The 18,717-nt window shown below is 67.8% G+C and carries 14 protein-coding genes and 1 pseudogene; 8 read left to right on the plus strand and 7 right to left on the minus strand.

Features of this window, described 5'->3' with window-relative positions:
• A pseudogene (locus tag QZ271_RS08775) lies at window positions 1-277 on the plus strand (hypothetical protein); the annotation flags it as partial.
• Between the two features lie 192 nt (window positions 278-469).
• Here the strand turns inward: QZ271_RS08775 and QZ271_RS08780 are convergent.
• Window positions 470-934 carry a carbon monoxide dehydrogenase subunit G gene (locus tag QZ271_RS08780; protein WP_291430594.1) on the minus strand — a complete coding sequence of 155 codons (465 nt, stop codon included), beginning with the start codon at window positions 932-934 and terminating at the stop codon, window positions 470-472.
• 171 nt (window positions 935-1,105) lie between these two features.
• Here QZ271_RS08780 and QZ271_RS08785 point away from each other — a divergent pair, with 171 nt between their 5' ends.
• On the plus strand, window positions 1,106-1,762 hold the full coding sequence (locus QZ271_RS08785; protein ID WP_291430595.1) for a nucleotidyltransferase family protein: 657 nt from the start codon (window positions 1,106-1,108) through the stop codon (window positions 1,760-1,762).
• A gap of 66 nt (window positions 1,763-1,828) precedes the next feature.
• Here QZ271_RS08785 and QZ271_RS08790 read toward each other — a convergent pair whose 3' ends face one another.
• Together QZ271_RS08790 and QZ271_RS08795 are read right to left on the minus strand one after the other, a co-directional pair.
• Window positions 1,829-2,638 carry a metallophosphoesterase gene (locus QZ271_RS08790; RefSeq protein ID WP_291430597.1) on the minus strand — a complete coding sequence of 270 codons (810 nt, stop codon included), beginning with the start codon at window positions 2,636-2,638 and terminating at the stop codon, window positions 1,829-1,831.
• On the minus strand, window positions 2,635-2,949 hold the full coding sequence (locus tag QZ271_RS08795; RefSeq protein ID WP_291430599.1) for a hypothetical protein: 315 nt from the start codon (window positions 2,947-2,949) through the stop codon (window positions 2,635-2,637). Before QZ271_RS08795 ends, QZ271_RS08790 begins: the two co-directional genes overlap by 4 nt.
• 109 nt (window positions 2,950-3,058) lie before the next feature.
• Here QZ271_RS08795 and QZ271_RS08800 point away from each other — a divergent pair, with 109 nt between their 5' ends.
• From QZ271_RS08800 to QZ271_RS08810, 3 genes are all read left to right on the plus strand, one after another.
• Window positions 3,059-3,931: a metallophosphoesterase gene (locus QZ271_RS08800; RefSeq protein ID WP_291430601.1), complete on the plus strand. Its 873-nt coding sequence runs from the start codon at window positions 3,059-3,061 to the stop codon at window positions 3,929-3,931.
• A 330-nt stretch (window positions 3,932-4,261) separates the two neighbouring features.
• Window positions 4,262-9,121: a glutamate synthase-related protein gene (locus QZ271_RS08805; RefSeq protein ID WP_291430603.1), complete on the plus strand. Its 4,860-nt coding sequence runs from the start codon at window positions 4,262-4,264 to the stop codon at window positions 9,119-9,121.
• 188 nt (window positions 9,122-9,309) lie between these two features.
• Window positions 9,310-10,773 (plus strand): glutamate synthase subunit beta, encoded by a 1,464-nt coding sequence (locus QZ271_RS08810; protein ID WP_291430605.1) that lies wholly within the window; start codon window positions 9,310-9,312, stop codon window positions 10,771-10,773.
• 287 nt (window positions 10,774-11,060) lie between these two features.
• On the opposite strand, the gene glyA is transcribed toward QZ271_RS08810, so the two are convergent.
• The 3 genes from glyA to QZ271_RS08825 all read right to left on the minus strand — a co-directional run bounded on the left by glyA (window position 11,061) and on the right by QZ271_RS08825 (window position 15,742).
• Window positions 11,061-12,287, minus strand: a complete 1,227-nt coding sequence (glyA, locus tag QZ271_RS08815; RefSeq protein ID WP_291430607.1) for a serine hydroxymethyltransferase — start codon at window positions 12,285-12,287, stop codon at window positions 11,061-11,063.
• A 218-nt stretch (window positions 12,288-12,505) separates the two neighbouring features.
• Window positions 12,506-13,978, minus strand: coding sequence for a potassium/proton antiporter (locus QZ271_RS08820; RefSeq protein WP_291430609.1), 1,473 nt, complete (start codon window positions 13,976-13,978; stop codon window positions 12,506-12,508).
• A 423-nt stretch (window positions 13,979-14,401) separates the two neighbouring features.
• Complete coding sequence (locus tag QZ271_RS08825) at window positions 14,402-15,742, minus strand: ABC transporter (RefSeq protein ID WP_291430611.1); 1,341 nt, start codon at window positions 15,740-15,742, stop codon at window positions 14,402-14,404.
• 255 nt (window positions 15,743-15,997) lie between these two features.
• Between QZ271_RS08825 and pheS the strand changes: the two genes are divergently transcribed.
• Genes pheS through QZ271_RS08840 form a run of 3 tightly spaced genes read left to right on the plus strand, consistent with a single transcriptional unit; the run spans window position 15,998 to window position 18,125 of the window.
• The gene (pheS, locus tag QZ271_RS08830) at window positions 15,998-17,017 is read left to right on the plus strand and encodes a phenylalanine--tRNA ligase subunit alpha (protein WP_291430613.1); all 1,020 of its coding nucleotides are present in this window, start codon (window positions 15,998-16,000) and stop codon (window positions 17,015-17,017) included.
• A complete protein-coding gene (locus QZ271_RS08835; RefSeq protein ID WP_291430615.1) occupies window positions 17,014-17,721 on the plus strand; it encodes an aspartate/glutamate racemase family protein in 708 nt (235 codons plus the stop codon). The genes pheS and QZ271_RS08835 overlap by 4 nt, the downstream gene beginning before the upstream one ends.
• Window positions 17,718-18,125: an NUDIX domain-containing protein gene (locus tag QZ271_RS08840; protein WP_291430617.1), complete on the plus strand. Its 408-nt coding sequence runs from the start codon at window positions 17,718-17,720 to the stop codon at window positions 18,123-18,125. Before QZ271_RS08835 ends, QZ271_RS08840 begins: the two co-directional genes overlap by 4 nt.
• Before the next feature lie 179 nt (window positions 18,126-18,304).
• Here the strand turns inward: QZ271_RS08840 and QZ271_RS08845 are convergent, their stop codons facing one another.
• Complete coding sequence (locus tag QZ271_RS08845; RefSeq protein ID WP_291430618.1) at window positions 18,305-18,667, minus strand: endonuclease domain-containing protein; 363 nt, start codon at window positions 18,665-18,667, stop codon at window positions 18,305-18,307.
• Window positions 18,668-18,717: the final 50 nt, after the last annotated feature.

Below are 18,717 nucleotides of genomic sequence, written 5' to 3' on the forward strand. Positions count from 1 at the left end.
GGATACCGAACTGCGCTACACGGGGCTGCTCGACCGCCTCGCGCCGCGCGGGGACGCCGCGACCGAGATGGGCGTGCACCGCGCCCTGTGGACCCTGGCTGAACGCCATGTGCTGAGCGTCTCGCCGCACGGCCTGATCCGCGCCGAACCGCTGCGCGCGCCACTGGCCCTGCCCAGCAGTGATCGGGACAGCAGTGATCGGGCCAGCAGCGAGCAGGACAGCAGCGAGCAGGACAGCAGCGAGCAGGACAGCAGCGAGCAGGACAGCAGCGGCTGAGCCGGGCCGCTGCTCAGGGGCCGCGTCATACGGACTCCGGTTGAACAGGCCCCACAGACCTTCAACCCGGGTAGACCTGCAGAGCTGCGCGGCAGGGCGAGGGGGAAAGCAGCGGGTTCCGGGCATGGAGCTGGCAAGCCGGCGCAGGGGCAGGCCGTGAACGCAACAGACGGAATCCGTCAATCGGGTCACTCAGGCCAGCGTGCTGCTGGACGCACTGACATGCGCGCTCATGTTCTCGAAGGTCCTGGAGATCAGTTTCTGCGCCTGGGCGTCCAGCAGGCGGCCGCCGACCGTGGCGACCGGGCCGCGCATGGTGGCGTCGCCGGTCCAGTCGAGGGTGGTCGTGCCGTTGCGGTTGTCCACGATGTTCGCCCCGGCGCTCAGGTCCACGACGCTGCCCAGCCCGCCGCCCTGCACCTTGACGTTCACGCGGTTTGCCGTCTCGTCGGGCAGCACCTCGATCTTGAACTTGAATTTGCCGCGCACCATGCCCACGCCCACCTGCACGGTGGCGTCCATGTGCGTCTGATCGTGCACGACGACCTCCTGCACGTCCGGCAGGCAGCGCGCCACGCGCTCCGGGTCCTGCACGAACGCCCACACGGCGGCGGGGGGGGCCTGCACCTGTTCCTGACCTGAGTAACTGAGTTTCATGGCGGACCTCCTGCGGCGCGCGGGCCACGGTGAATTGACGGAACGGCTTCTAGTGTAGTGCGGCGGGGGTTGAAGAAAGATTGGCGGCCCCTGCGTCCCGCCCCCCGCGTCCCGCCCCCCGCGTTCCGGCGCGCCCGGCCCGGTCGGCGGGGGGTGCCGTAGCATGCGGCCATGACCGGACGTTCGCACGCGCCCCAGGGTCCCGTCGCGGGCGTGCTGCTGGCAGCCGGGCTGGGCACCCGCATGGGCGGTCCCAAGCAGCTGGCTCTGCTGGCCGGGCGGCCCCTGGTACGGCGCGCCGCGCAGGCCCTGGCGGACGCCGGGCACGACACGCTGCTGTGCGCCGTGCCGCCCGGTGAGGTGGGCGAGGGCGTGCGCGTGGCGCTGCGGGGCCTGCCGTTCGCCTTCGTGGTGAACCCCGATCCGGCACGCGGCCTGGCCAGTTCGTTGCGGGCCGCCGTGGGCGCCCTGCCCGCCGGAGTGGCCGCCGTGAACTTCGCGCTGGCCGACATGCCCCTCCTGACGGCCGGGGTGCACGCCGCGCTGATCCGCGCCTACCGCGAGACCGGCGCGCCCGTCGTGCTCGCCGAGTACGGCGACCCGGACGCGGACCCTGGCGTGGCCCCGGTGCGTGCGCCGCCGCACCTGTTCCGCGCGGACCTGCTGGCAGCCGTTCAGGGCGCACCGGACGCCGACCACGGCCCCCGGCACCTGATCCGCGAGTACGCCGCGCAGGCCGTCACGCTGAGCTTCCCGGCCCGGCTGCTGCTGGACGTGGACACCCCGCAGGCACTCGCGCAGGCCGAGGCGTGGCTGCGGGACCCGTAGGAAGTGCGGTGTGGGAATGGGGCATACCGGCGTGGGGAGTGCAGGACTGTATTCCTGCATCACCCGTTACCGGGGCGGTGCGCCGGGCAGGTCAACCGGGGTGACGGGAATGGGTTCCCCGAAGCGGGTGTACTTGTGGCCGCGCGCGGGTTCGCCGCGCCCGCAGAACACCGTGATGGCGGGCAGGTCGTGAACGTTCACTTCGGCCACGGCGAGGCGGCCGGTCTCGTACGCCCCCAGGTCGATGTACAGGTGGCGGCCCATGCGTGACGGCGTGGGAACCGGCGTGTGCCCGTGCACGGAGTACATGACCCCGTCAGGCAGCGGGAACGGTCCCTCGAAGGGCCGCAGCCACAGCGCCGCCGAGAGCGGGTTGGGGTGCTGCGGGTGGTGCACGGGCGGCGAGGCGTGCGCGACCATCACGCTGGGGTGCGCCGGGGCCTCGTTGTGAATGTCGCCGTCGGCCGTGACGTACACGACGCGCCGCAGAACATTCAGGTACGCTTCGAGCAGCGGTGGGAATTTCTCTAGGGTCAGGCCGCCCAGTTCCGTGCGGACGGTCTCGCCGCCGGCGCGCATCCACCACTGGTAGCCTTCCATGGCCTGACGGTAATCCCCGAGATCATGGGTCCCCTCGTACTGCCGGTACCATTTCACGCCTTCTTGCATCATGCGTTCGTGGTTGCCCATCAGCAGGGTGGCGCGCCCGGCGGCGTGCAGTTCCATCAGCGTCTCCACGACCGGCATGGAGCGCGGGCCACGGTCGATGGCGTCGCCCAGCGACACGTAGTGCGCATCTGGAAAGTGTTCGAGGGCAGCGCGCAGCAGGTCCGGGCGGCCGTGAAGGTCGGGAATGATCAGCACCTGCCGGCTCACGGGCGGTCCCCACTGCCGGGCCGGTGGTTGGTGGGCCCACCACTGTCAGGCCCGCCAGTGTCAGGATCGTCGCTGAAGTCCAGCAGTGTCTGCTTGCTGCGTTCGCGCAGCAGGGCCGCGCCGTTCGGATCGGGCGTGAAGGTCACCTGCGCGCCGCTGACACTCACGCGGTACGCCGCGCCGTCGGCGGCGCCGGACAGCCACTCGGCCGGTAGTTGAAAGGTGCGGCCCCGCAGGTCCTCCACGTCCGCCAGTCCGGCGTCCTCGTCCAGTACGTCTATGACCAGCAGATTGTCGGGCTCGGCGTGCATCCCGGCAGTCTAGCGCGCCGCTGTGAGAGCTGCGGGGCGGGGGAGTGGGCGGCGGGCTGCATCTTCCGGGGGACGTTCCGGGCCGTCAGTGGGCGCTAGGCTGGTGCGGATGACCGTGACCCGACGTCTGTTCCTGCGCACCCTGGCCGGGGGGGGCGCGGCGGCGCTGGCAGCGGGCGGTGCGGGGGCGGCGCAGGCGTACCGCTTCAGCGTGACCCGCCACGCCCGTACCCTGCCGGGCCTGCGCGCCCCGCTGCGCGCCGCGTTCCTGACGGACCTGCACTACGGGCTGTTCATCGGGGCCGGGAGCGTGGCGGCCTGGGTGGACGCCACGAACGACCTGCGGCCAGACCTGGTGCTGCTGGGCGGCGATCAGCTGGACGCCCGCATGAACGACCTGCCGGGGCCGCTGCTGCGCGAACTGGGGCGCCTGCGTGCTCCGCTGGGCGTGCTGGGCGTGTGGGGCAACCACGATTACGGCAGTTTCGGACGGTACGGCGGGCGGCAGTACGGCGCGCCCCGCGCGGACTGGGCTGCCAAGCGCGCGGAACTGACGGCGGCGTTCGCGGCGGCGGGTGTGACGATCCTGCGCGACGAGGGCCGCGCGGTGCGGGGCGACCTGTGGGTGGGGGGCACGGACGACCTGTGGTTCGGGAAGCCGGACGTGACGGCGGCCCTGGCGGGCGCCGGAGACCGCGCGACGCTGCTGGTGACGCACAACCCGGACCTGCTGCCCGCGTTGCCGCGCCCGGCGGCACTGGTGCTGTGCGGCCACACGCACGGCGGGCAGGTGAGGGTGCCGCTGCTGGGGGCGCCGGTGGTGCCCAGCGCGTTCGGGCAGCGGTACGCGATGGGCTGGGTGCAGGGCGAGCACGCCACGCCCGCGTACGTCAGCCGGGGCCTGGGCCTGAGCGGCCTGCCGGTCCGGAACCTGTGCGAACCGGAAATCACGTTCCTTCAGCTGAGCCCGGCCCTGAACTGAATCTGACACTGGGCTGGAGGGGGACGCCGGGTGGTGGGTCTCCGGCCGGGTGATGCGGAGGGGGTGCGCGGCGCCGAGGCTGTGCGCATCAAAGCGTGCGCGCGTCGCCTGGGGCGCTCCAGGCGGCCTTTATTGCGCAGAAACGCCAGATGGATTCATTTTATTGCCGCGTCGGGGCCTGGATGGGCGGGCTGCCGGAGAAATAGTGCGCGGAAGATTGGACCCGTTATAAACAACGGCCCTGCATAGACATGCATCTCTCTGTATGGTGGATTCTAGCAGCCTGCACCCTGCGGGCGAGCGAGTCACGTGCGAGATGGGAGCGTCAACATGAACAGAACAGACAACCGGGTGACTCCGGCTGCAGCGCCGCACACCCCCCAGAACGAACCGGTCCACACCGGAAGTCTGCACGCGCCCTCTGCCGCCGAACAGCGCGGCGCGCGCGAGCAGGGCCTGTACGCCGCGCAGGAACACGACGCCTGCGGCGTGGGGTTCGTGGCGCACATTCGCGGCCAGAAAAACCACTCGATCATCCAGCAGGGCCTGAAGATCCTCGAGAACCTCGACCACCGGGGCGCGGTCGGCGCCGACCCCCTGATGGGCGATGGGGCCGGTATCCTGATCCAGATTCCCGACGAGTTCTACCGCGCCGAATTCGCTGCGCAGGGCGTCACGCTGCCCCCCCTGGGCGATTACGGCGTCGGCATGATCTTCCTGCCCAAGGAAATCGCCTCCCGGCGTGCCTGCGAGCAGGAACTCGAACGCGCCGTGCAGGCCGAGGGTCAGGTGGTGCTGGGCTGGCGTGACGTGCCCGTGAACGCCGAGATGCCCATGAGCCCCACCGTCCGCGAGAAAGAACCCGTTATCCGGCAGATCTTCGTCGGCGCGGGGCCCGACACCCTGGTCCCGGACGCCCTGGAACGCAAGCTGTACGTGATCCGCCGCCGCGCGAGCAACGCCATCCGCGCGCTGAACTTCACGCACGGCGCCGAGTACTACGTGCCCAGCATGTCCTGCCGCACCGTGATCTACAAGGGCCTGCTGCTGGCCACGCAGGTCGGCGAGTACTACCTGGACCTGCAGGACGCGCGGGTCGTTTCGGCCCTGGCCCTGGTGCACCAGCGCTTCAGTACGAACACCTTCCCCGAGTGGCCCCTGGCGCACCCGTACCGCATGGTCGCGCACAACGGCGAGATCAACACCGTCAAGGGGAACTTCAACTGGATGCGTGCCCGTGAGGGCATCATGCAGAGCCCCGTGCTGGGCGACGACCTGAAAAAGCTCTACCCGATCTCCTTCGAGGGCGAGAGCGACACCGCCACCTTCGACAACGCGCTGGAACTCCTGACGCTGGCCGGGTATCCCATGGCGCACGCCGCCATGATGATGATCCCGGAAGCATGGGAGCAGAACGAGAACCTGCACCCCAGCCGCCGCGCATTCTACGAGTACCACGCCAGCATGATGGAACCCTGGGACGGCCCGGCTGCCATGGTGTTCACGGACGGCCGTCAGGTGGGCGCGACCCTGGACCGCAACGGCCTGCGCCCCGCCCGCTACGTGCAGACCCGCGACGACCTGGTGATCCTGGCGTCCGAGTCCGGCGTGCTGCCGGTTCCCGAGAGCCAGATCGTCAAGAAGTGGCGCCTGCAACCGGGCCGCATGTTCCTGATCGACTTCGAGCAGGGCCGCATCATCGAGGACGATGAACTGAAAAACCAGTTCTCGTCGGCCAGACCCTACGCGCAGTGGGTCGAGAACACCCGCTTCCGCCTGGATGACAGTGACGAGTCCGGCACGGTCGCGCAGTTCCGCGAGCCGCTGCTGGAACGCCAGCAGGCCTTCGGGTACACCCAGGAGGACCTGAAGTTCCTGATGGGCCCCATGGCCCTGAGCGGCGAGGAAGGCATCGGCTCCATGGGCAACGACAGCCCGCTGGCCGTGTTGTCCGGCAAGAACAAGCCCCTGTACTCGTACTTCAGGCAGCTGTTCGCGCAGGTCACCAACCCGCCTATCGACCCGATCCGTGAGGCCGTGGTCATGAGCCTCGTGTCGTTCGTGGGGCCACGCCCGAACCTGCTGGACATCAACGCGGTCAACCCCCAGTTGCGCCTGGAAGTCGAGCAGCCCATCCTGGACTTCGACGACATGGCCCGCGTGCGCTCCATCGAGGAGTACACGCGCGGCAAGTTCAAGGCCTACGAGCTGGACATCACCTACCCCGCCGAGTGGGGTGCGCGCGGCATCGAGGCCAAGATCGCCACCATCAACGCCTGGGCCGTGGACGCCATCGAGAGCGGGCACAACATCATCATCCTCAGTGACCGCCGCGTGGACCGCGAACGCGTCGCCATTCCCAGCGTGCTGGCGCTCAGCAGCGTGCACCACCACCTGGTCAAGGCTGGGCTGCGCATGAAAGTCGGTCTGGTCGTGGAAACCGGGGACGCCCGCGAGGTGCATCACTTTGCCGTGCTGGCCGGTTTCGGCGCGGAAGCCATTCATCCGTACCTGGCACTCGAAACGCTGATCAACCTGCACGCCGACGTGCCCGGCATGCCCGACCTGGGCGGCATCGGGGCCGGGAAGGCCATGCGCAACTACATCAAGGCCATCGGCAAGGGCATGAGCAAGATCATGTCCAAGATGGGCGTCAGCACGTACATGAGTTACTGCGGCGCGCAGCTGTTCGAGGCCATCGGCCTGAAGAGTGACTTTGTGCAGAAGTACTTCTACGGCACGCCCACGCAGGTCGGCGGAATCGGCATCTTCGAGGTGGCCGAGGAAGCCCTGCGTAACCACCGCGCGGCCTTCAGCGAGGACCCCGTCCTGGCGCACAGCCTCGACGCGGGCGGCGAGTACGCGTGGCGCGTGCGCGGCGAGGAGCACATGTGGACGCCGGACTCGATCGCCAAGCTGCAACACTCGGTGCGCAGCGGCTCGTACAGCACCTTCGAGGAGTACGCCCGCATCATCAACGACCAGAGCCGGCGCCACATGACCCTGCGCGGCCTGTTCGACTTCAAGACCGAGGGCCTCACGCCCATTCCCATCGAGGAAGTCGAGCCGGCCAGCGAGATCGTCAAACGCTTCGCCACCGGCGCCATGAGCCTCGGTTCGATCAGCACCGAGGCGCACACCACACTGGCGGTCGCCATGAACCGCATCGGCGGCAAGAGCAACACCGGCGAGGGCGGCGAGGACCCCGCCCGCTACGAACGCGAGATGCGCGGCGAGACGCTCGGCGAGGGGCACACCCTGGCCAGCATCCTCGGTGAGAGCGCCGACGGCCAGAAACGTGTCGAGGTGGACTACCCGCTGCAACCCGGCGACAGCCTGCGCAGCAAGATCAAGCAGGTCGCCTCGGGCCGCTTTGGGGTCACGACCGGCTACCTGACCAGCGCCGACCAGATCCAGATCAAGATGGCGCAGGGCGCCAAACCCGGCGAGGGCGGCCAGTTGCCCGGCGGGAAGGTCAGCGAGTACATCGGGTTCCTGCGCCACAGCGTGCCCGGTGTGGGCCTGATCAGCCCGCCCCCGCACCACGACATCTACTCCATCGAGGACCTCGCGCAGCTGATCCACGACCTGAAGAACGTGAATTCCCGCGCGGACATCAGCGTGAAACTCGTCTCGGAAGTCGGCGTGGGAACCATTGCCGCCGGCGTCGCCAAGGCCAAGGCCGACCACATCGTGATCGCCGGGCACGACGGCGGCACGGGCGCCAGTCCCTGGAGCTCCATCAAGCACGCCGGGTCGCCCTGGGAACTGGGTCTGGCGGAAACGCAGCAGACGCTGGTCCTGAACCGCCTGCGTGACCGGGTGCGCGTGCAGACCGACGGGCAACTCAAGACCGGCCGTGACGTGGTGATCGCCTCCATGCTCGGCGCAGACGAGTTCGGCTTCGCCACCGCCCCGCTCGTCGCGCAGGGCTGCATCATGATGCGCAAGTGTCACCTGAACACCTGCCCCGTCGGCGTGGCCACGCAGGACCCGCTGCTGCGAGCGCGCTTCCAGGGGAAACCCGAGCACGTCATCAATTTCTTCTTCTTCGTCGCCGAGGAAGTCCGCGCCATCATGGCCAGCCTGGGCATCCGCACTCTGGATGAACTGACGGGCCGCAGCGACCTGCTCGACACCCGCAAGGGCATCGAGCACTGGAAAGCGCAGGGCCTGGATTTCAGCCGCGTGTTCTACCGCCCGGAACTGCCCGAAGAGGTCGGCACCCGCCACCTGCGCGCCCAGGACCACGGCCTGGACCGCGCGCTGGACCTGCAACTGATCGACAGGTGCCGCCCCGCCTTCGAGACCGGCGTGAAGGTGCACTTCCTTCAGGACGTACGCAACGTGAACCGCACCGTCGGCGCGATGCTGTCCGGCGAACTGATCCGCCGCCACCCGCAGGGCCTGCCGGACAACACCGTATTCATCCAGATGGAAGGCACGGGCGGACAGAGCTTCGGCGCGTTCCTGGCCCCCGGCATCACCCTGTACCTGATCGGGGACGCCAACGACTACACCGGCAAGGGCCTGTCGGGCGGCCGCGTGGTCGTGCGCCCCAGCATCGAATTCCGCGGCCGGGCCGAGGAGAACATCATCGTGGGGAACACCGTCCTGTACGGCGCGACCACCGGTGAGGCCTTCTTCCGTGGCGTGGCGGGCGAACGCTTCGCCGTGCGGCTCAGCGGCGCGCAGGCCGTCGTGGAAGGCGTGGGCGACCACGGCTGCGAGTACATGACCGGCGGCACCGCCGTCGTGCTCGGCCAGACCGGACGGAACTTCGCGGCCGGTATGAGCGGCGGCGTGGCGTACGTGTACGACGTGGACGGCAAGTTCGCGCAGCGCTGCAACACCAGCATGGTTGACCTGCTGCCCGTGGAACCCGAAAGCCAGCAGCTGGCCCACACGCCCGTCAGCGGCCTGCACATGGGCCAGAGTGACGAGGCGCACCTGCGCAGCCTGCTGGAAAACCACCACAAGTGGACCGGCTCGCAGCGCGCCAGTGACCTTCTGGACGACTGGCAGAGCAGCCTGCGGAAATTCGTGAAGGTCTTCCCCCGCGAGTACCAGCGCGCCCTGCGGGAACGCACCGAGAGCGCCGCCGGAACTGTCCACGCCGCCGATACCACCAGCATGCAGACCGCGCAGCCCGCCAACCCCGTGGCCGCGCAGGGCACGCTCACCAAATAACACTCCGCTCCGTTCAGTGTCGTGCTGAACGGAGCGGAGCGGATGCGAGTACGAGTCTGGACGGGACTCAGGAGATGAAACAGCATGGCAGCGCCCTACTGACATGGTGTGGAATCGGACGAGTTCTGTTAAAGCCCCCTTCCGCGCGCCGCCCACGCGGGCCGGGCGCGTCCCCCACCGGAGCACGCATGAGCAAGATCACCGGCTTCCTCGACCAACCGCGCATCAAGGACCAGTACGCCCCCGTCGACGCGCGGCTGCGGCACTACCACGAATTCCTGATTCCGCTCGACAGCGGCGCCGCGAAACTGCAGGCGACCCGCTGCATGGACTGCGGCATTCCGTTCTGTAACAACGGCTGCCCCGTCGGGAACATCATCCCGGACTTCAATAACCTCGTGTACCAGGACGACTGGCGCGCGGCACTGGACAACCTGCACTCCACGAACAACTTCCCCGAATTCACGGGCCGCATCTGCCCCGCCCCCTGCGAGGCCGCCTGCACCCTGACCATCAACGGCGACGCCGTGGGCATCAAGAGCATCGAGCTGAGCATCATCGAACGCGGCTGGCAGGAAGGCTGGGTCACGCCGCAACCCCCCGCCGTGAAAACCGGGAAGAAAGTCGCCGTGATCGGCAGCGGCCCCGCCGGACTGGCCGCCGCGCAGCAACTCGCCCGCGCCGGGCATGACGTGACCGTCTTCGAGAAGAACGACCGCGTCGGCGGCCTGATGCGCTACGGCATCCCCGACTTCAAGATGGACAAGCACCACATCGACCGCCGCGTGGCGCAGATGGAAGCCGAGGGTGTCACCTTCCGCACCGGCGTCCTGGTGGGCGCCTGGCCCGAAGGCAGCCGCGTCACGAACCTCAGCCGGCAGACCGTCACGCCCGACGAACTGAACGCCGAATTCGACGCCGTCCTGCTGGCGGGCGGTGCCGAGCAACCCCGCGACCTGCCCGCCCCCGGCCGCGACCTGGACGGCATTCACTTCGCCATGGAATTCCTGCCCCAGCAGAACCGCGTGAACGCCGACGATAAACTCAAGAAGCAACTGCGCGCCGACGGCAAGCACGTCATCGTCATCGGTGGCGGCGACACCGGCAGCGACTGCGTCGGCACCAGCAACCGCCACGGCGCCGCTTCCGTCACCCAGTTCGAAGTGATGCCCCAGCCGCCCGAGCAGGAGAACAAACCCCTCGTGTGGCCCTACTGGCCCATGAAACTCCGCACCAGCACCAGTCACGAGGAAGGCGCCACCCGTGAATTCGCCATCGCCACCAAGGAATTCATCGGCAAGGGCGGCAAGGTCACGGGCGTCAAGACCGTCCGCATGGAACTGGTGGGCGGCAACCTCACCGAAATCGAGGGCAGCGAGGAAATCCACAAGGCCGACCTGGTCCTGCTCGCCATGGGCTTCGTCAGCCCCATCGGCAGCGTCATCGACGCCTTCGGCATTCAGAAAGACGCCCGCGGCAACGCCCACGCCCACACCGACGAGGGCGGCTACCACACCAACGTCGAAGGCATCTTCGCCGCCGGAGACATGCGGCGCGGCCAGAGCCTCGTCGTGTGGGCCATCCGCGAGGGAAGGCAAGCCGCCCGCGCCATCGACCAGCACCTCATGGGCACCTCGGTCCTTCCCCGCTAAGTACCTTGAAGCTAACATTGCGAGGTTCCGGGAAAGCACCGGAACCTCTCCATTCCCGCTCCCACGTACTTTCTTCTGTTACGCGCTCCGCGCGGTTTATCTACAAGATAAACGCAGTGTACTTAACCCACGCCGAACCGCTGAAGGCCGGGCCGCCCAAGAGGGGAGAGGCCCGGCCTGTTTCCTTTGCTACGGCCTCCGCTCTACTCCGACCCGCTCTGCGGCGCCACTCTAGGGGTCGGTTCGGATTGCGGCGGCTTTGTACGCCGTTTAACCGGAGCCCGCGTTCAGGGAATCGGGAAGCCGCCGGCGAAGGCGTGCACTTCTTCCTTCACGTCCTCGCCTTTTAGGGCGCGGTCGATCAGGTCGGCGACCTTCAGCATGTCGCTCTCGACCATGCCGCGCGTGGTGACGGCGGGCGTGCCGATGCGGATGCCGCCGCCGTGCAGGATCTTCTCGGTGTCGTACGGCAGCGTGCTCTTGCTGATCGTGATGTGGTTGGCGTCGAGCAGCCGGGTGGCCTTGGTGCCGTTCAGGCCCTGGGGGCGCAGGTCCAGCACCAGCAGGTGGTTGTCGGTCCCGCCGGACACCACGCGGTAGCCCTTGTCCTGGAAGGCCTGGGCGAGCGCCTGCGCGTTGCGGATGATCTGCGCGGCGTACGCCCTGAAATCATCGGTGAGCGCCTCGCCGAACGCGACGGCCTTCGCGGCGATCACGTGCTCCAGCGGCCCGCCCTGGTAACCGGGGAACACAGCCCGGTCGATCCTGGCGCCCATCTCCGGGTCGTTGCTCAGGATGATGCCGCCGCGTGGGCCGCGCAGGGTCTTGTGTGTGGTGCTGGCCACCACATGCGCGTGCGGCAGCGCGTTCGGGTGCACGCCGCCCGCGATCAGGCCCGCGATGTGCGCCACGTCCGCGAACAGGACCGCGCCCACTTCGTCGGCAATCTCCCGGAACGCCGCGAAATCAATCGTGCGGCTGTACGCGCTGGCTCCCGCGATGATCATCTTCGGCTGGTGCTCGTGCGCCAGCCGGCGCACTTCTTCCATGTCGATCAGTTCCGTTTCGGGGTTCACCTTGTAACTCACGATCCGGTAGCGCAGGCCCGAGAAGTTCACGGGGTTCCCGTGCGTCAGGTGCCCGCCGTGACTCAGGTCCATGCCCAGCACCGTGTCGCCCGGCTCGATCAGCGCGTTGTACACCGCTAGGTTCGCACTTGACCCACTATGCGGCTGCACGTTCGCCCAGGCCGCGCCGAACAGTTCCTTCAGGCGGTCGATGGCCAGCTGCTCGATGCGGTCCACGACCTCGCAGCCGCCGTACCAGCGCTTGCCGGGGTAGCCTTCGGCGTACTTGTTGGTCACGATGCTGCCCTGCGCCTCACGCACCGCCGCCGACGTGAAGTTCTCGGAGGCGATCAACTCCAGGCCGCGCCGCTGACGCTCGGCCTCCTGGGTGATCAGGTCGAAGAGTGCCGTGTCACGGGCGGCAGATTTCTCGGCGGTGGTCGTCATGACCCCACGGTAACACCGCCGCCCCGGGTCGGTGTCCCCCGCGTCTGTGCAGGTCAGACGACGCAGCGCAGGTCAGACAACGCGGCGCAGGTCAGACAACTTGGTGCAGGTTAAACAACGCGATGCAGGTCAGACGGACGCTGGTTGAAGGATGTACGAAAACCTTGCAGTCCGAGCGGGCGCCCGTGCCTGGAGCTGTCTACCCGGTGCCGGGGCGGCTACAGCGCCCCGGCCGGGCGGTGCAGTTTGCTTTCCACCTCACGCAGTTCGGTCTCGCCCGCCAGGACCAGTACGCTGTCCCCGCCGGTCAGTTGGGTGGCCCCCTTGGGAATCAGGAACTCCCCGCCCCGGTGAATCAGGATGACCAGCGCCTCGGGCGGGAGTTTCAGGTCCATAATGCGCTGCCCGTCGGCGGCGCTGCCCGCCCGGACCTCGACCTCGACCATCTCGTTCTTGTTGTGCCCGGTCGGCGTGTACGTGATCGGGTACTGCGTGACTTCCGGTACCGCCTCACGCACGCGCAGCAAGCGCGCCATCAGCGTCAGGGTCGTGCCTTGCAGCAGCACGCTGGTCAGCACGATGAAGAACACGATGTTGAACAGTGTGCCCGCCCGCTCAGTGCCTGCCAGGAGCGGGAAGGTCGCCAGCACGATCGGCACGGCGCCGCGCAGCCCCACCCACGCCACCATGCTCTTCTCGTTGAGCGGCATTCTCGCGCGCGCCAGACTGACGTACACGCTCAGGGGCCGCGCCAGGAACACCAGTACCAGCGCGCACGCCAGCGCCAGTCCCGCCGTGGGCAGCAGTTCGCGCGGGTTGACCAGCAGGCCCAGCGTGAGGAACATCGCCACCTGCATGAGCCACGACAGCCCGTCATGGAACGACAGCAGGCTGCGCTTGTGAATGAAATCCGAGTTCCCCAGAATCACGCCCGCGATGTAGATCGCCAGGAACCCGCTGCCACCCGCGACCGCCGTGCCCGCAAAGATCGTCAGGGCCAGCGCCAGACTCAGGACCGAGTACAGACCCTCGAACTGCAACTGCAGGCGGTTCAGGATCCACAGGGCCGCGCGGCCCAGCAGCACCCCGAACACCGCCCCCATCAGCATCTGCTTGAAGAACAGCGGCACGATCCTCAGCACGCTCATGCCCGGATTGGCCATGAGTTCCAGGATTCCCACCATGAGAAACACCGCCATCGGGTCGTTTCCGCCCGACTCGAACTCCAGCAGCGGGGCCAGGTCCCCCTTCAACCCCAGTTGCCGTTCCTTGAGGACGCTGAACACCGCGCTGGCGTCCGTGCTGCTGACAATCGCGCCCAGCAGCCACGCCGAGAGCCACGGGAACCCGAACGCGAAATGCACGAACGCCGCCATCACGCCCGCCGTGATCAGCACACCCACCGTCGCCAGGCTCAGGCCGCGGCGCACCACGGGCCGTGTCTGCGCCCACCCGGTGCCCAGGCCACCCTGAAACAGAATGAAGCACAGCGCCAGCGTGCCCAGCGCCTGCGCGGAGCGGTAATCATGGAACTGAATGCCCAGTCCGTCCGACCCGGCCAGCATGCCCACTCCCAGAAACAGCAGCAGGCCCGGAATGCCCAGACGCCCCCCCAACCGGCTGACCAGCAGACTCACCAGCAGCAGCACACCCGCCGCCAGCAGGAAGACTTCCGTCTGCACCTCACCCATGCCGGTCCCGCTGCGGGCCCCGCACGGCACCCCACATTCCAGCCGTCAACTCGATCATGCCTCATGGTGGCATGCGTCCAGGCGCGACAAAAAGGGCCGGGCACCCCCCACGGTCCGCTGATCAGGAACATGAAGGCCAGCTGAAGCGGGCCCTCAGATTTCGCGCGTCGCGCTGGCAACCCGGAACGTCACCGGATTGACCGCTCCATGCCCGGAACCCGTCCTACTCCCACCCGCCTGCGCCCAGATGAAACAGTTGTCGCCCACCATTCATACGGACTGCGCTCCACTGCGCCACAGCCAGAAAAGCGCCGCCTGCGGCTCCGTACCGCGAAGGGGCGTCTTCTGTTCCTACTCGCGTCCGCTCGGATTGATTCGGTACAGTTCCGAATCAATCGGAATCCGTAGCAGACGGGGTGCGTATTAAAGGTCCCCGGCCAGCCAGCGCACCACGTTCTTGCCCATCGCCGCGTTGCTCAGGTTCGGCCAGTTGTTATACGTCCCCGTGCTCCCGTCCGAGTACGTGTTGTCGCCGAAGGTGCTGCTGTCGCCCCACATGGCAACGCGGCCCGATCCGACTCTGTTTACCGCGAGGTACGTCTTGCCGCCCGTGCCCATCAGCGCCGTGCCGGACAGGACGTCCACACTGGTGCCTACGTACACCCCAACGCTGCTTACGCCGCTGAGGATCGGATGCGCAGTCACGGGCGTCGCGGTTAGGACCGGATCGCTGAAGCTGGAATTGAACGACGCATTCAGGCCGAAGAGAACGTCACTGTTCAGGCTGGCCTGCACCGTGCCGCTCACGCTGGCGGGCGTGCTGCCGTCCCAGCCGTCAAACACTTCCGGGCTGTCCCAGCCGCTGTTGTTGCGGTCGCTGGCGCGGTGTTCCGTGATCATGAACACCCCGCCGCCGCCCTGCACGAACGACTGGATCGCGGCGCGCTCGGCGTCACTGAATGGATTCTGTGGTTCCGGAATCACCAGCACCGAAGCGCCCGACAGGCTACTCGACGTGATGCTCGTGCCTGTGAGGCTACTCACTGTGTACCCCAGGCCACGCAGCGCCGAAGCGTAATCGCTGTACGCCCCGTCAATGCGCCAGTCAGCGTTGCCGGCGTCCTCGGCTTTCGTCAGGTCGAACAGCACCTTCTTCCCGGTCGCGCCGCCCCCGCCACCCGTCCCGCCGCCATTCGCCGCTCCCGGCGTGCTGAGCTGTACCCTGAAATCCACGCTGTTCGCGTTCGTGTCCGATCCGTCCGGCACACGTGCCAGGGCGCTGCCCGCCCCGGTCGTCGCCGCCGAGGTGCCCTCACCCTTATTGCTGTTGGGCGAACCGTACGCCACTCCGTCAACGATCCCCGTGCCCTTCAAGAGACGCAGGCTGCCCGCCCCGTTGTTCAGGTCCGCGCCCGCATTCACCAGATTTCGGCTGGCCACCGCCGTGTCCTGCGCCACCACGAAGTACCCACTTGCGGGGATCGTTCCAGAGAGGGTGATCGTGCGGTACTGCGTGCCAGCCGTATCGAACGCGGCCAGCGTATACCCGCTCAGGTTCAGGCCCGCCGGGCCCCGGAGCTCAATGAATGTCCCCGTGTCCGCCCCGACCGAGTCGTAGAACAGTTCATTGATGACCGGCTCACCCGCTGTCGCCAGCGTGGACAGACGAGCGTCTCCTGTGAATGGCGCGTGGCCGCACGAAGACAGGGCGAGAGAAACGGAGGCCAGTAGCACCAGGCCGCGCCGGAACGTTGTAATGGACATCGGTATACCATTCTTCGCGGATCTGTCAAGCAGATGTCAACACTGCGGGGTGAGTGGCCCACACCCCACACCGCCCCGCTCCCCGCCTGAACCTGCTACCCTGACAGGCATGACGCCCCGGACCGGTACACCTTCGCCGTTTACCGGCCCCGGGGTCACGCTCGCCTGAAGCTCAGGCCGCAGCGAGTCACCCCGCCTACCCCCGTGAGGCGGGGTTTTTTAGTGCCAGACCGCTATTCCCAGACAGGAGCACCCATGCACCACGAAGCCATCCCCGAAATTCAGGCGGCCACCACCCTCGATGAACTCCAGACCGTCAAGACCCGCTACGTCGGCAAGAGCGGGCTCGTCACCCGCGAACTCGGCAGCTTGGGCGCACTGCCACCCGAGGAACGCAAGGCGCGCGGCGCCGAGATCAACGCCGTGCGGCAGGCCATCCAGACGGCCCTCGACGAACGCGAAACCACCCTGAAACGCGAAGCCCTTGACGCCCAGTTGGCCAGCGAAGCCATTGATGTCACCCTCCCCGGCCTTGCGCTTCCAAGTGGCGGCCTGCACCCCATCAACCGCGTGTACGAAGACCTGACCGGCATCTACGAACGCCTCGGGTACGTGGTCGTCGAGGGGCCCGAAGTCGAGGACGAACACCACAACTTCGAAGCCCTGAACGTCCCCTGGTACCACCCCGCCCGCGACCTTCAGGACACCTTCTGGCTTGAGGACGGTCGCCTGCTGCGCACGCACACCAGCCCCATGCAGATCCGCTACATGGTTGACCACGAACCCGACCTGAAAATCGTCGTGCGTGGCAAGGTCTACCGCTATGAAGCCACCGACGCCACCCACGAGGCCATGTTCCACCAGCTTGAGGGCCTGGTGGTCGGTGACCGCATCAGCATGGCGGACCTGAAAGGCACCATCGCCGAAATGGCCCGCGGCCTCTACGGCCCCGGCGCCAGGGTCCGCTTCCAGCCCAGCTACTACCCCTTCGTGGAACCCGGCGCGGACTTCGCCGTGTACTGGGACAATCCGCGCGGCGAGAGCAAATGGCTGGAGCTGGGCGGGTGCGGCATGGTCCACCCCAGCGTCTTCAAAGCCGTGGACGACCTGCGCGAGGCCCAGGGCAGGGAGCGCGTGTACGAAGGCAAGACCGGCTTCGCGTTCGGCCTCGGCCCGGAACGCATCGCCATGCTCAAGTACAAGATCCCCGACATCCGTTACTTCTACGCCAACGACCCCCGCGTGATCGGGCAGTTCCGGGGGGAGCTGGGGTGAGCGGCCCGCTGCTGGGCGTCCTAGGCGGAATGAGCTGGACCAGCACCGCCGAGTACTACCGCCTCCTGAACACCGAGTACGCCGCCCGCCGCGGCGGCCTGCACTCCGCACCCCTCCTGCTGCACTCCGTGGACTTCGCTCCAGTCGCCGCGCAGCAACGTGCCGGAGACTGGGACGCCGCCGCGCGTGACCTGGCCGACGCCGCGCGCGGGCTGGAACGTGCCGGTGCAGGCGCGATCCTCCTCGCCACCAACACCATGCACAAGGTCGCTCCCCAGATCGAACAGGCCACCACCCTGCCCCTGATCCACATCGTGGACGGCACCGCACGCGCCATCCGCGCCGCCGGTATCGACCGGGTCGGCCTGCTCGCCACCGCGTTCACCATGGAAGAACCCTTCTACCGCGACCGCCTCCGTCGCCACCACGGCATCGATACGATCACCCCTACCCTCGAGCAGCGCGCCGACATCCACCGCATCATCTACGACGAATTGTGCCGCGCCCATATCCGCCCCGATTCACGCGACCGCTACCGCGAGATCATGCGCGACCTCACCGACCGCGGCGCGCAGGGCATCATCTACGGCTGCACCGAAATCACCCTGCTCGTCACCCCCGACGACTCACCCGTTCCCGTCTTCGACACCACCCGCCTGCACGCGCAGGCCGCCGTGAACTGGCTCCTGGAGCACAACCCATGACACTCAGATCCCGCGCCGCAGCCATCATTCTCAACGACAAGGCCGAGGTGCTACTCATGCTCCGGCGCAAGGCGGGACGTGCGTACGCCACGCTCCCCGGCGGCGGCATCGAGGACGGCGAGACGCCCGCGCAGGCCTGCGTGCGCGAGGTGCTGGAGGAAGTGAACCTGACCGTCACGGTCGGCCCCGAACTTCTCGTGCTGGAGAACATCGGCAACCTGGAACACTACTTCCGGGCGCACGTGCAGTCCGGCGAGATGCGCCTCGGCGACGGCCCCGAAGCGATCCGCAGCAGTGAGGACAACTGGTACTCGCCGCAGTGGGTGCCCCTCGCGGAACTGGACGCCGTGAACCTCGTGCCTGAGCGGGCGCGGGAACTCGTACGCGAGGTGGCTGCGCGATGAACCGCCGGCCTTCACTCTCTCCCTTGAGGGGGGAGATGTCCCGCAGGGACAGACCCGAAGAGCTGCGCAGCAGAGGGGGTGAACGGGACTGGCATCGAGACGGAGCGGGGGACGATACACCGCGCCGGGGTGGCGCTTCGGTTCACCCCCTCCCAGCCTCCCCCCTCAAGGGGGAGGAGCTAAAGGTCCTTTCTGGCGTCCAGGACTTGCTGGATTCGTTCGAGGACGCCGGGGAGGTTGCTTCGCACCTCGTTGTTCCAGAAGCGCAGGGTCTGGAAGCCGTGGTCGAGCATGTCGGCGTCTCGTTCCCGATCGGCGTTGCTGTTCAGGTGTTGGCTGCCGTCGAGTTCGATGACGAGAGTGCGTTCGTAGCAGGCGAAGTCCGCGACGTACCGGCCCATGGGTTCCTGTCTGCGGAAGGTTACGCCGAGTTGTTGGCGGCGCAGGTGCTGCCACAGGAGGATTTCTTCGGGGGTCATGCGCCTGCGCAGCATGCGGGCCACGTCGGTGGATGGGCTGGTGCGCGCGTCATGTGGGGTCACGCCGCAGTGTAATTGCGTTGTTCTCCCTCCCCCTTCAGGGGGGAGGGTCG

It is taken from the genome of Deinococcus sp. (assembly GCF_018260555.1).
Taxonomy (GTDB): domain Bacteria; phylum Deinococcota; class Deinococci; order Deinococcales; family Deinococcaceae; genus Deinococcus.

Bases quoted from the DNA above. Each gene is read 5' to 3' on its own strand.
- QZ271_RS08780 (WP_291430594.1), bottom strand. From the start codon at position 934: ATGAAACTCAGTTACTCAGGTCAGGAACAGGTGCAGGCCCCCCCCGCC.
- QZ271_RS08785 (WP_291430595.1), top strand. From the start codon at position 1,106: ATGACCGGACGTTCGCACGCGCCCCAGGGTCCCGTCGCGGGCGTGCTG.
- QZ271_RS08795 (WP_291430599.1), bottom strand. From the start codon at position 2,949: ATGCACGCCGAGCCCGACAATCTGCTGGTCATAGACGTACTGGACGAG.
- QZ271_RS08800 (WP_291430601.1), top strand. From the start codon at position 3,059: ATGACCGTGACCCGACGTCTGTTCCTGCGCACCCTGGCCGGGGGGGGC.
- QZ271_RS08805 (WP_291430603.1), top strand. From the start codon at position 4,262: ATGAACAGAACAGACAACCGGGTGACTCCGGCTGCAGCGCCGCACACC.
- QZ271_RS08810 (WP_291430605.1), top strand. From the start codon at position 9,310: ATGAGCAAGATCACCGGCTTCCTCGACCAACCGCGCATCAAGGACCAG.
- glyA (WP_291430607.1), bottom strand. From the start codon at position 12,287: ATGACGACCACCGCCGAGAAATCTGCCGCCCGTGACACGGCACTCTTC.
- QZ271_RS08820 (WP_291430609.1), bottom strand. From the start codon at position 13,978: ATGGGTGAGGTGCAGACGGAAGTCTTCCTGCTGGCGGCGGGTGTGCTG.
- QZ271_RS08825 (WP_291430611.1), bottom strand. From the start codon at position 15,742: ATGTCCATTACAACGTTCCGGCGCGGCCTGGTGCTACTGGCCTCCGTT.
- pheS (WP_291430613.1), top strand. From the start codon at position 15,998: ATGCACCACGAAGCCATCCCCGAAATTCAGGCGGCCACCACCCTCGAT.
- QZ271_RS08840 (WP_291430617.1), top strand. From the start codon at position 17,718: ATGACACTCAGATCCCGCGCCGCAGCCATCATTCTCAACGACAAGGCC.